The sequence below is a fragment of the Pseudomonas sp. FSL W7-0098 genome, assembly GCF_005930585.1.
Classification (GTDB): domain Bacteria; phylum Pseudomonadota; class Gammaproteobacteria; order Pseudomonadales; family Pseudomonadaceae; genus Aquipseudomonas; species Aquipseudomonas bubulae.
Genome location: NZ_RXHW01000008.1, coordinates 207263 through 220595 on the forward strand (window position 1 = coordinate 207263; position 13333 = coordinate 220595).

General features: G+C 56.9%; 8 protein-coding genes. 5 read left to right on the top strand and 3 right to left on the bottom strand.

The features are described from left to right. The first annotated feature begins 18 nt into the window (after positions 1 to 18). The 3 genes from FHL07_RS16610 (at position 19) to FHL07_RS16620 (ending at position 3646) form a co-directional block, all read left to right on the top strand. Positions 19 to 561: a permease gene (locus FHL07_RS16610; protein ID WP_138738713.1), complete on the top strand. Its 543-nt coding sequence runs from the start codon at positions 19 to 21 to the stop codon at positions 559 to 561. Continuing rightward, the gene (locus FHL07_RS16615) at positions 558 to 1997 is read left to right on the top strand and encodes an FAD-binding oxidoreductase (RefSeq protein WP_138738714.1); all 1440 of its coding nucleotides are present in this window, start codon (positions 558 to 560) and stop codon (positions 1995 to 1997) included. The genes FHL07_RS16610 and FHL07_RS16615 overlap by 4 nt, the downstream gene beginning before the upstream one ends. A 71-nt stretch (positions 1998 to 2068) precedes the next feature. Then, on the top strand, positions 2069 to 3646 hold the full coding sequence (locus FHL07_RS16620; RefSeq protein WP_138738715.1) for an aldehyde dehydrogenase (NADP(+)): 1578 nt from the start codon (positions 2069 to 2071) through the stop codon (positions 3644 to 3646). 65 nt (positions 3647 to 3711) lie between these two features. On the opposite strand, the gene FHL07_RS16625 is transcribed toward FHL07_RS16620, so the two are convergent. Beyond that, positions 3712 to 5004: a carbohydrate porin gene (locus FHL07_RS16625; protein ID WP_094999496.1), complete on the bottom strand. Its 1293-nt coding sequence runs from the start codon at positions 5002 to 5004 to the stop codon at positions 3712 to 3714. A 690-nt stretch (positions 5005 to 5694) separates the two neighbouring features. Here FHL07_RS16625 and FHL07_RS16630 point away from each other — a divergent pair. Next, positions 5695 to 8133, top strand: a complete 2439-nt coding sequence (locus tag FHL07_RS16630; RefSeq protein ID WP_095021276.1) for a membrane-bound PQQ-dependent dehydrogenase, glucose/quinate/shikimate family — start codon at positions 5695 to 5697, stop codon at positions 8131 to 8133. Positions 8134 to 8265: 132 nt separating this feature from the next. Here FHL07_RS16630 and FHL07_RS16635 read toward each other — a convergent pair whose 3' ends face one another. Both FHL07_RS16635 and FHL07_RS16640 read right to left on the bottom strand, forming a co-directional pair. Beyond that, entirely contained in the window at positions 8266 to 8796 is a 531-nt protein-coding gene (locus FHL07_RS16635) for a single-stranded DNA-binding protein (protein WP_138738716.1), read from the bottom strand. Positions 8797 to 8805: 9 nt separating this feature from the next. Next, positions 8806 to 10197, bottom strand: coding sequence for an MFS transporter (locus FHL07_RS16640; protein ID WP_095019084.1), 1392 nt, complete (start codon positions 10195 to 10197; stop codon positions 8806 to 8808). A 198-nt stretch (positions 10198 to 10395) separates the two neighbouring features. Between FHL07_RS16640 and uvrA the strand changes: the two genes are divergently transcribed. Continuing rightward, positions 10396 to 13230: an excinuclease ABC subunit UvrA gene (gene uvrA / locus FHL07_RS16645; RefSeq protein ID WP_094999498.1), complete on the top strand. Its 2835-nt coding sequence runs from the start codon at positions 10396 to 10398 to the stop codon at positions 13228 to 13230. Positions 13231 to 13333: the final 103 nt, after the last annotated feature.

A 13333-nucleotide genomic window follows, 5' to 3' on the forward strand; every position in this document is an offset into this window, starting at 1 on the left:
CTATCCAAGGAAACCCGCATGTCTATCAGCAAGCTAGGCCGTGCCTATTTGTCGAATGCCAGCGCATTCATTCCGGTCATCGTGTTCCTGTTGTATGGCCGTTTCGGCCCGGGTGAGGCAGGCGTACGCTGGGATACCGCGTATGTGCTCAGCGGTATTCTCAGCATTGCGCACCTGTTCTGGCTGTTCAATTACCGCCCTGGCCATTGGATCGCAATGGGCGTCGACCTGTACCTGATGATTGGCGCCCTGTTGGCCACGGTCTCTACCGCTGCGTTGCAAGTGTGGGGGCAGGAGCTGGGTGCTGCTCCGGTGCTGGCGTGCGTATTGGTGATTGGCATGGGTGCCACCCGGTTTTCTCCACTCGGCTTTATCGGCGAAACCAGCAGCGACCAGGCTTTGGTCCGAAAACTCTCTGTGATGTTGCTGATTGGCGCTGCCATCGCCGTCGCCGTGTCGTTGATTTTTCGCCATAACACGCTGCTGGGAGGCGTATTGCCGGTCGTCGCATTGGTGCTGGTACGCAGCCAGTTGCTCAAACGCATGGTGGCGGCGCAATGAGCGACCTGGAACATACCGTGGACCGACAAGCCTCGGGACTCGACGCGTTTCTGGCCGAAGTCGCCGAAGTTCTGGGGCAGGCGTCGCTGCTGACCGGGGCGGACTGTGCCCCCTATGAAATCGACGTTGCTCATTGCCGCGGCAAAGCGGCGGCGGTCGTCTTCCCGCGCGATGCCCACGCTGTCAGCGCACTTATGCGCATCGCGGTGCGCCATCGCATACGGCTGGTCGCCCAAGGCAACCGCAGCGGATTGGTGGGCGGTGCCGTCACCGACAACTCCGGCAAGCAAGTGATCGTCTCACTTTCGCGCATGCGCCAAGTGCGCGAGATTGATCCCTTGAACCGCACGGTGATTGTGGAAGCCGGCACGCTCTTGTCAGCACTGAATCGCACACTGGAAAGCCATTCGCTGTATTTCCCTATTGATATCGGCAGCGACCCGGCCATAGGCGGATTAATTGGCGCCAATGCCGGCGGCAGCCGCTTGCTCAAGCATGGCGACGTGCGCCATAACCTGCTCGGTATCGAAGTGGTGCTGGCCGATGGCGACGGCACCGTGGTGCAACTCCTCGCACCGCTGCGCAAGAACAATACCGGGCTTGACCTCAAGCAGTTGTTTGTCGGCACCGGCGGCGCCTTCGGCATCATTACGGCGGCGACGCTTGAGCTCAAACGCATCGACCAGTCGACGCAAAGCGTGTTTGTGGCCTTGCCTGACCATGGGACAGCGCTTGAGGTGTTGCAGGCTTTCGAACTTCAATTTGGCGATCTGCTGTGCGCGTTCGAAGTGATCTCCGAGGCGGCGCTCGCCATTACGTTGCGCAACTACCCCACGCTGCGCCACCCGTTCGGCCAATCGTCGGCAAGCTGCTACGCCCTGATTGAGATCGCCAGCAGCATGCCTGGCTTGCACAGCCTTTTTGCGCAACGAACCGAACAGGTGTTGGAAGCGCTGTATGAAAGCGGCCGAATTCTCGACGCCGCCTTTGGAAATACCAGCAGCTTTTGGCCACTGCGAGACAACCTGCCGCTGGCCATCGCCAAGGAAGGTATCCCACTGTCGTTCGACGTAGCGTTTTCGCGCTCACGCTTGGTCGCTTTCCGTGATCAGGCTGCACAGTGGTTACAGCGCGAACATCCGCTGCTACAGCTTTACGATTTCGGCCATTTTGCCGACGGCGGCTGCCATTTGATTGTGCTGGTGCCGCACGCCCACATCAGCCAGTACGGCATCGCCAAGGTCGTCGCTGTGCGTAGCGGCATCTATAAGCTGGTGACCGAAAACGGCGGCTGCTTCAGTGCAGAGCATGGCGTCGGGCCTGTGAATGCAGCTTATTACGGCAAGTACACGCCCCCAGAGGTGCAGGAAATCAGCAGGGCTATGCAGCTTTTAATGGATCCCCAAGCTGTGTTGGGCCGCTACCGCTACACATAGAACCAACCTCCTGCGCATTTCATTTCCAGGAAAAATCGGGCCTGACGATGGCACAGCAAACAATAGGACACATGATGATTACCGGCAAAATGCTCATCGGCCAGTCGGCAGTGCGTGGCGACAAAGGATTGCTGTCTGCAATCAACCCTGCCACCCATGAAACGCTGGGGCCTGACTTCGGCGTCGGCGGTATCGCTGACATTGAACAGGCCTGCACGTTGGCGCAGCAGGCCTGCGATCGCTACCGCGCGACCACGGCAGAACAGCGTGCCCAGTTTCTGGAAGCGATCGCCACGGGCATCCTGGCGTTGGGGGTCACGCTGATCGGGCGCGCGTCTCTCGAAACCGGATTGCCGGCAGCGCGCCTGATCATCGAACGGGGCCGCACCGTGAGCCAGTTGCGGCTCTTTGCGCAAGTGGTGCGCGACGGCCACTACCTCGGCGCCACCCTGGACAGCGCTTTGCCGACGCGCCTCCCTTCTCGCCCCGACCTGAGGCTGCACAAGATCGCGCTCGGCCCGGTGGCTGTATTTGGTGCAAGCAATTTTCCCCTGGCGTTTTCGGTTGCCGGCGGCGACAGCGCCGCTGCCCTGGCCGCTGGCTGCCCGATAGTGGTCAAGGCACACGAGGCTCACCTGGGTACGTCTGAACTGGTAGGCCAGGTGATTCAACAGGCAGCCGCTGCCCACAACTTGCCAGAGGGCGTGTTTTCCCTGCTCATTGGCGACGGTCATCCGTTCGGCCAGTCCCTGGTCAGCCATCCCGCGATCAAGGCAGTCGCCTTCACGGGTTCGCGACAAGGCGGCCTGGCGCTGATGCGTACCGCGGCGCAACGCAGCGAACCGATTCCGGTGTACGCCGAAATGAGCTGCATCAATCCCGTGTTCCTGTTGCCGCATGCGCTGTCGATGCGCGCCAGCGAAATCGGCCGTGGATTCGTTGAGGCTCTGACGATGAGTGCCGGCCAATTGTGTACAAATCCAGGTTTGGTGATTGCCCTGGAAGGTCAGCCGCTGACCCAGTTTTGCAGCACGGCCCTGGACGCCCTGCACAAAAAGGCGGCAGCAACCATGCTGACGCCGGGCATTCAACATGCCTACCTCGCTGGGATCGAGGAGACAGGCAACATCAGCGGTATTACAACGCTGGGCCAAGGGTGCCCTGCAGAAAAGCCAAGTGCCGCGCAGGCCACAGTGTTCGTAACCGATGCAGCCACCTTTCTCACAACAGAACGACTGGGCGACGAAACATTCGGCCCCAGCTCGCTGATCGTCGCCTGCAAGAATGCAGATGAAATGCTGGCGGTGGCCGAGCACCTGTCTGGACAGCTGACGGCGACAATGCAATTGGATGACGCTGATCATGGGCTGGCCCGAAAGCTGCTGCCCATCCTTGAGCGCAAGGCGGGCCGCATCCTGGTGAACGGTTATCCGAACAACGTCGAGGTCTCTCACGCGATGGTGCATGGCGGCCCGTTCCCGGCCAGTTCGGACAGTCGAAGTAGCGCCGTCGGCGCCAGCGCCATCGACAGGTTCTTGCGGCCGGTGTGTTATCAGGACCTGCCTGCGGCCTTGATGCCTGAAGCGCTACAGGAGGGCAATCCGCTCGAACTGTGGCGCATGGTCAATGGGCAATGTGTGCTTGCCTGAGCCGCGGAGATCGCTTAATAGCCTGCGCTTTCAGGTTCGTAACGCACAAAGCGCCAGCCCGTCTGTTAAAAAGTCGCTTTGATCTGTAGTCCTACAGCCAATGCGTTTCCTCTTTTTTTACCGAAGAACGCGCCCGGTTCGATGTAGTACTGCATGTCCGGTCGCACCAGCAGCCAGGGCGTGACTTGCGCGCCATAGTTGAGTTCAAGCATCTGCTCGCCGTTGTCGAGGCTGGCGATCATGTCTGACTCCCCAAAATTGATTGCAGCCGCTTCTTGCTCATCGCGCGTGCGCGAATTGATCACGGCGCGGCCATAACCAAAGGCGATAGTATCTTTGGGGCGGTTTGCAAAGGGCTTCTGCTTGACCAGACCCACCGAATACCAACGACGCATCGGTGAAGTCGCAGCGTTACTGGTGGCCGCTTGCCCGAAAAGGCGCAATACGCTTTCAGGGTCTTGCTCGTCCTTCCAGATGGCCTGATCAAACAACACGTAAGCCCCGGTACGGTTACTGCTCTTTTCTGTGCTGCCAATTTTCTGGTAATTGGACGTGTCGTAATACCAACCGACTTTGTACTGACCATCCAGAAAGGCATGATTATTGAAAATCGCCTCCAGTGGCAAAATAGCCCCGGTGGTGCCGTTGCTGGGCATGGAAAACGCTTCAGAAGGGCGTGCGTTGTGCTCCGGGTTGACTTGGAACACAGCGGTTTGCAGCGTTAGAGACGGGTTAACGTCGTAACGCAGTTCTCCCCCCCAGTGTGCCGTCGGATAGTTACCCCATCCACTGCCGCTGGACATGGTTAACGGGTGTGCACAAAATCCGGCGCTCACAAAGTTGGTCAGGATCGGCATCCCCCCAAATTCGGTGCCCATGACCATATATCCAACCTTGGCCGACAGGTCTTTGGAAAACAGATTGCGTTGATAGCTGAACTCGGTCAGCCGGGTGTATTCACCCCCATAGTTTTCCTGAGCTGATAAGCGGTTACCGAGCAAATCTTCCGTGGCGCTGTGGCCACGACGGTCATTGATAATGATCTGCACCACCCCAGCATCCGGAGTGTCGAGTAACTTGCTCAGATCAAACTGCGCGCCAATGCGTATTTGTTGCGCATAGCGAGTGCCGCGTTTTATCCCGCCGTGCAGGTTCGAAATCGTCTCGGAGCTGTATTCACCCGTCAGCTTAATCCCCTTGTCGACCAGCTTCTGTCGCTCCCCTCCCCAATCGCCGGTGAGTGTTGAGCGACTCATCAAGTCCGTAGAATCCGCCAACGCTGAAGCAGGGGCCAACATACAGAACGACAAACCGCTGCACAGGCTGGTACTCAGCAGCGCGCGGAAAGAAAAAAACATTCGAAAGGTGCTCCGTTGAAAAAACGCAGATGATCAAGGCTGTTTAGCAAGTCGCCTTATGCTGCTTGCGTCAAGGTGTAAGGACTGGATTGGATTGGATAACGCCGCTTGACGTTAGTAGCAACGCTTAAGTGTAAGCATTAGCTTTTTTGGAATACATCCAACTCTGCAAGAAACATTGTTGGTGCGTTCGTAACAATTCGCCTGAATGCCAGCTCTTGAACTAACAGGCACGAACCTGAAGCGATGACTCAACAGATCTGCTCATCGTGCCTATGACTCATTGCTCGTTGGCCACCCAGCACCGATGACGTTCTGCACCTATTGAGTCGCTCACGACTACTTGATTGTTACTGTTTCATCAATATTGTTTTCCAATGCGCTGGATTTATCCGAGACATCATCCGATTAAAATTAGCGCTGCTAGCGCAAACAAAGTCACAAAATCCAACCCTATAGAGCACTGATGCTCCGCTCCAGGTTTCGTAGAACCTTCAGTCCTTTGTGTGCAACTGCGCGTTCGGCATCCGACTCACCGGGTAACGACCTGGTTTTTCAGCGCTTTAACGCTTGATTGACGAGGTGCCAGAGGATTTACGCCCAACCAATTACGTCCGAATCGATCATTCGGCCGGGCTGTTCGCACCGACGACGAACAGTTTTGTATTCACCCATAGAGCATTCATGAAAATGACGGATGACCATCAATCACCCACTAAAAGACGGGCAATCAGCTCGCTCGCGAGAATAATATTTTCCCTCTTCGTTTTTGCTGTTGCAGTGACATTGATATACGGCGGGGTCATGTTATTGGCCTTGGACGGCTCAAGTTATTATCTAATAGCCGGGTTGGCTTATTTGCTACTCGCCCCGTTATTGTTATGGCGTAAACGTTTCAGCATTATATTTTCGGCACTTATTTTCCTTGCTACATGCGTCTGGGCATTTTATGAGGTAGGTCAGTTCAGTTATTGGGAACTGCTGCCACGCCTTGTCGTTCCAGCCATTATCCTGACACTTAGTTTGTGGGTGGGCGCGACGTTCCCGGGTACATCCCTGACGACTCGGCGCATGGCTAACCGGTTTGGCTTTGCGGTGTTTGCCGCGTTGATCGCCACCTTTATTGCTGCGTTTTACCCTCACGGTGCGATCTCAAATCCTGTGGTCGCGTCGAAGGCATCCGAGCCGAAGGAACCTACTGCCGATACGCCTGAAAATTGGGAATACTATGGTCGCAGCGCATCGGGTACCCGGTTTGCGCCTTACACGCAGATCACCCCAGAAAACGTCAAGGACCTACAGGTCGCCTGGACATACAGAACAGGGCGCAGAACGACCGGGGCTGGTGCAGGCGTAGACGAAAACACGCCGTTGCAGATTGGCAACGTGCTGTATTCATGCACACCAGAGAATCTGATCACCGCACTGGATGGTGATACTGGGACTCCTCTCTGGAAGTTCGACCCTAAAGCCAAAACCGAAGAACACGTCACCTGCCGCGGCGTGGGTTATTACGACATCGATAAAGACGACAGCCTGAGTGCTGAGGTCAAGGCTTCGCACGACAACGACCAACAATGCCGTCAGCGCATTCTGGTGTCGTCGGTAGATGCCCGTCTGTTTGCGCTTGACGCGCACACCGGCGCCCTGTGTTCGAGCTTTGGTGAGAACGGTTACGTCGATCTCAAGAAAGGCATGGGTCCGACCGAGAAGAGCAAACGCTATCACCCAACCTCTCTGCCGGTTGTGATGGGTCATCTGACCGTAGTCGGCGGCTGGGTGCGTGACATTGTAGCGGGCGAGCCTTCAGGGGCCGTGCGTGCATTTGACGTGCTGACCGGTGATTTGGTCTGGGCATGGGACATAGGCGCACCTGAGGGTAAGGACGCTACTGCCGACGATCACCAGTTCACGCTGGAAACGCCTAACGTATGGACTATTCCTACTTACGATAAAGAGTTGAACCTGGTCTACCTGCCAACAGGCAATGGCCCACCGGACTACTGGGGCGGTGATCGCAACGCGGCCAAGGAAAAATATGGCTCGGCGGTTGTAGCTGTGGATGCATCGACCGGTAAAGCCAAGTGGGTTTACCAGATCGTTCACCACGATGTGTGGGATTACGACCTGCCTTCTCAGCCAGTCATGTATGACTGGAAGAGCGCTGACGGCGAGAAAACGCCGGTTTTGATCCAGACCAGCAAAACAGGCAATATTTTTGTTCTGGACCGTCGTACAGGCAAACCTGTTACCGAAGTTGAAGAACGTCCGGTTCCAACCTCACCTGCTGCTGAAGGCGAGCACCTGTCACCGACTCAACCGTTTTCGGTCGGAATGCCAACTATTGGTGTTGAGCCACTGACTGAGAAGTCCATGTGGGGCGTGACGACTTTCGATCAACTGTACTGCCGGATCATGTTCAAGGACTCCGTTTACGTGGGCCCGTTTACACCTCCGTCCGAGAAACCGTACATCGAATGGCCAGGCTTGTTGGGCGGTATGAACTGGGGGGGCATCTCCATCGACGAAAATACAGGCATGATGTTTGTTAACGACATGCGTGTGCCCCTGCGGATGTCGCTGGTGACGAAGGAAGACACCAGCAAGTTCAAAGTATCGACTGACGAAGTGCCCGGTTTCATGGGAACCATTCGCCCACAAGTCGCCGGTATCTATGGCGGCGTGAGAATCGACATTCTGCAATCGCCACTGGGCGTGCCGTGCAATACACCCCCGTTCGGCAGCATGAGTGCGATTGATCTCAATACTCAGAAACTGGTGTGGCAAGTGCCTATGGGCACCGTCCAGGATACCGGCCCTATGGGAATTAAAACCCACATGCCGATACCGCTGGGCATGCCAACACTGGGTGGTCCAACCTCAACAGCCTCGGGCCTGGTGTTCTTTGCAGGGACTCAAGACTACTACCTGCGTGCGCTCGACTCGGCAACCGGTAAAGAAGTGTGGAAAGCACGCTTGCCTGTCGGCGCAGTGGCCGCACCGCTGATCTACAAATCACCGGTTACCGGGAAACAATACGTGGTGATCTCTGCAGGGGGCATGAGCCACTCCCCTGACGTAGGTGATTACATCATTGCGTATGCATTACCGGACAGCGCTGAAAAATAAACGGCTGGTTGCGTTTATGTAAAAAATAATCCCCGTTTACGGGGATTATTTTTGAGGCAAACAAAAAGCCCCGAGAGCAGAACTCTCGGGGCTTTTTAGGTAATGCTGAAGCTGTTAAGCCCAAGGCAAGACCTAGAACGGAATATCGTCATCAAAGCTGTCGAAATCCGGAGCTGGCTGCGGGGCCTGCTGTTGCGGCGCAGGGCGCGACTGTTGCTGTTGCTGTTGCTGCGGTGCAGGGCGTTGAGCCTGCTGACGCGGAGCCGACTGTTGTTGCTGGTAGTTGTTGCCACCACCCTGGTTTTGCTGGTCGCCCTGTGGACGGCCACCCAGCAGTTGCATGGTGCCTTGCATGTCGACCACGATTTCGGTGGTGTAACGCTTGATACCGTCTTTTTCCCACTCACGGGTTTGCAGCTTGCCTTCGATGTACACCTGCGAACCCTTGCGCAGGTATTCGCCGGCGATTTCGGCCACTTTGCCGAACATCGATACACGGTGCCATTCAGTCTTCTCGACTTTCTGACCGGTTTGCTTGTCAGTCCATTGTTCGCTGGTTGCCAGACTCAGGTTGGTCACGGCATTACCGTTAGGCAAGTAGCGAACTTCGGGATCCTGGCCGCATGTGCCGACCAATATAACTTTGTTAACCCCACGGGCCATAACGTTCTCCTAGGCTTCGCACGTCGGCGCTGGGTTAACCAACTGCTCGAGTGTCGCGCGATCCAATAGTTCGGTGTCCAATTTGATATAAATCGCAGCCTCTTCAGCCACGATCACTGCATCTGTAACGCCATTGACTGCCTTTAGACGCTCAGCCAGACCTGCTTCGCGCAACGCCTCGGGCGATAACGGCAGGCGCAGGCTTGTTACATACGGTGGTTCACGCATGGTAACAGCAAAGGCCAACCAGAGTGCAGCCAGACCTGCGCCTCCCAGGAACACAACCGACAGACCGCCATGCTGAAACAGCCAGCCGCCGAGTATGCCGCCCAGTGCCGATCCGAGGAACTGGCTGGTGGAGTAAACCCCCATCGCCGTGCCCTTGCCGCCTGCGGGTGAAACTTTGCTGATCAGCGAAGGCAATGAAGCCTCCAACAGGTTAAACGCAGTGAAAAACACCACAGTGCCAATCACCAGCGTTCGTAAACTGTCGCCGAACTTCCAGAAGAATAGCTCAGTGAGCATCAACGTCACGACGGCGCCGAGCAAAACTCGTTTCATTTTGCGTTTCTTTTCGCCGTAGATGATGAACGGGATCATGGCGAAGAATGAAATCAGCAAGGCCGTCAGATACACCCACCAATGTTGTTCCTTGGGCAGGCCGGCCTTCTCGACCAGCGCCAGCGGCAGTGCGATAAAGCTCGACATCAACATGGCGTGCAGCACAAAAATGCCAAGGTCCAGGCGCAACAGGTCGGGATGGCGCAAGGTCGGCAGCAAGGCCTGCTTCGCCACTCCGGACTCACGATGCTGCAAGGTTCCGGTGGAACGCGGCACCATAAACATCACAATCACGATCCCGCACAGCGCCATTGCCCCCGTCGCCAGAAACAGCCCGGACAACCCGAAAGCGCGAGTCAGGAGCGGGCCCACCACCATGGCCACGGCAAATGACAAGCCGATGGTCATGCCGATCATGGCCATGGCCTTGGTGCGATGCTGTTCACGGGTAAGGTCTGACAACAGCGCCATGACGGCTGCAGAAATCGCCCCCGCACCTTGCAGGATGCGTCCCGCAATGACGCCCCAGATCGAATCGGAATTGGCCGCCAGCACACTGCCCAGCGCGAAGACAATCAAGCCCAGGTAAATGACCGGGCGCCGTCCAATACGATCGGAAATAACACCAAAAGGGATCTGAAAAATGGCCTGGGTCAGGCCATAAGCGCCAATCGCCAGACCAATCAGGGCGGGCGTTGCACCGGCAAGGTCCATTCCATAGGTTGCCAGAACCGGCAACACCATAAACATGCCCAGCATACGGAAGGCGAACACAAGGGCCAGACCGCTTGCTGCCCGGGTCTCGCCGCTACTCATGCGTTCGCTGTGGGGATCGTGCATGGAAAAACCTCATGTGAACCGGCGGCGATTCTATCAGTCCCATCGTCTAACAGCACATACACGAGAGAGACGCGACGCTTTGTCACGCAAAAGTTATAAAGGCTGCTTGAATGACAGTGTGCCATCAAGGGCCTGCACAGCTTTCGCACAGATCCGTATACTCATTCGTTTACGTTATGCCCGCCAAGCGAGGCCGCAGTGGACAAGATCCTGATACGTGGGGCACGAACCCACAACCTGAAGAACATCGACCTGACCCTGCCAAGGGACAAACTGATCGTTATCACCGGACTGTCTGGCTCCGGCAAATCATCCCTCGCGTTTGACACGCTGTATGCCGAAGGCCAGCGCCGTTATGTCGAGTCGTTGTCAGCCTATGCGCGGCAGTTCCTGTCGATGATGGAAAAGCCTGACGTCGATACCATCGAGGGTCTGTCGCCGGCGATTTCCATCGAGCAAAAATCGACCTCGCACAACCCGCGCTCCACGGTCGGCACCATCACCGAAATCTACGACTACCTGCGCCTGCTGTATGCCCGCGTAGGTATCCCGCGCTGCCCGGATCACGACATTCCTCTGGAAGCCCAGACCGTCAGCCAAATGGTCGACCTGGTACTGGCCCAGCCCGAAGGCAGCAAGCTGATGCTGCTGGCGCCGGTGATCCGCGAGCGTAAGGGCGAACACCTTTCAGTATTTGAAGAACTGCGCGCCCAGGGTTTTGTTCGCGCCAGGGTCAACGGCAAACTTTGCGAGCTGGACGAACTGCCCAAGCTCGACAAACAGAAAAAACACAGCATTGATGTGGTGGTTGACCGCTTTAAAGTGCGTGCCGATCTGCAGCAGCGCCTGGCCGAGTCTTTCGAGACAGCGCTGAAACTGGCTGATGGCATTGCCCTGGTTGCGCCGATGGACGATGAGCCGGGCGAAGAAATAATCTTCTCCGCGCGCTTCGCCTGCCCGATTTGCGGCCATGCGATCAGCGAGCTGGAACCCAAGCTGTTTTCCTTCAACAACCCGGCAGGTGCATGCCCGACCTGCGATGGTCTGGGGGTCAAGCAGTTCTTCGATATCAAGCGCCTGGTCAATGGTGAGCTGACGCTGGCCGAAGGCGCGATCCGCGGTTGGGACAGGCGCAACGTTTATTACTTCCAGATGCTCGGGGCATTGGCCAAGCATTACGACTTCAGCCTTGAAGTGCCGTTCAGCGAGCTGCCGGCCGACAAGCAAAAGGTGATCCTGTATGGCAGCGGCACGCAAAACGTGGATTTCCGCTATCTGAATGATCGTGGCGATATCGTCAAGCGTGCTCACCCGTTCGAAGGCATCGTGCCAAACCTGGAACGCCGTTATCGCGAAACCGAGTCGGCCACCGTGCGCGAAGAGCTGGCCAAGTTCCTCAGCACCCAGTCCTGCCCGGATTGCCGTGGTACCCGACTGCGTCGCGAAGCCCGTCATGTATGGGTCGGCGAAAAAACCCTGCCCGCGGTCACCAGCATGCCTATCGGTGATGCGACCGAATACTTCAGCACGCTGAGCCTGAGCGGACGCCGTGGCGAAATCGCTGACAAAATCCTTAAGGAAATTCGCGAGCGCCTGCAGTTCCTGGTGAATGTGGGGCTGGACTATCTGTCGCTGGACCGTAGTGCCGATACCCTGTCAGGCGGTGAAGCCCAGCGTATTCGTCTGGCCAGTCAGATTGGTGCAGGCCTGGTTGGCGTGCTGTATATCCTCGACGAGCCCTCCATCGGCCTGCATCAGCGCGATAACGATCGCCTGCTGGGCACCCTCAAGCATCTGCGTGATATCGGTAACACCGTGATTGTGGTGGAGCACGACGAAGACGCCATCCGCCTGGCGGACTATGTGGTGGATATCGGCCCTGGTGCTGGCGTGCATGGCGGTCATATTGTTGCTGAAGGTACACCGGCCGAGGTGATGGCTCACCCTGACTCACTGACAGGCAAATACCTGTCGGGGCGTGTGAAGATTGCCGTACCCGCCAAGCGCACACCGCGCAACAAGAAGCTGACACTGTCGCTCAAGGGTGCTCGCGGCAATAACTTGCGCAATGTTGACCTGGAGATACCGATCGGTCTTTTGACCTGTGTGACCGGGGTTTCCGGTTCGGGCAAGTCGACCCTGATCAACAACACACTCTACCCGCTCAGCGCCACGGCACTGAATGGCGCGACCACGCTGGAAGCGGCGGCGCACGACAGCATCAAGGGGCTTGAGCATCTGGACAAGGTCGTCGATATCGACCAAAGCCCGATTGGCCGTACGCCGCGCTCAAACCCTGCGACCTACACCGGGTTGTTTACGCCAATCCGCGAGTTGTTCTCGGGTGTGCCCGAGTCGCGCTCGCGCGGTTACGGCCCGGGGCGTTTCTCTTTCAACGTAAAGGGCGGACGCTGCGAGGCCTGTCAGGGTGATGGCCTGATCAAGGTAGAAATGCACTTTCTGCCGGACATCTATGTGCCTTGCGATGTGTGCAAAAGCAAGCGTTACAACCGTGAAACCCTTGAGATCAAATACAAGGGCAAGAGCATCCACGAAGTGCTGGAAATGACCATCGAAGAAGCGCGCGTGTTCTTCGATGCCGTGCCTGCACTGGCGCGTAAGCTGCAAACGCTGATGGATGTAGGCTTGTCCTATATCAAGCTAGGACAATCCGCCACCACGCTGTCAGGCGGTGAGGCGCAACGGGTCAAGTTGTCCCGCGAGCTGTCCAAGCGCGACACAGGCAAGACCTTGTATATCCTCGATGAGCCTACTACCGGTTTGCACTTTGCTGACATCCAGCAATTACTGGATGTGCTGCATCGTCTTCGTGACCACGGCAACACCGTGGTAGTGATCGAGCACAACCTGGACGTGATCAAGACCGCCGACTGGCTGGTGGATCTCGGCCCTGAGGGGGGTTCCAAGGGCGGGCAGATCATTGCTACCGGTACACCGGAAGAAGTAGCCGAGATGAAGCAATCACACACGGGCTTCTACCTGAAGCCACTGTTGATTCGCGACAAGGCTTAAAGCGCGGTACGAAAAAGCCCCTGCCATCGTGAGATGGCAGGGGCTTTTTACTGAGCGCAAATCAAGCTCTTGTGGGAGCGGGCTTGCTCGCGATGGTAACGCC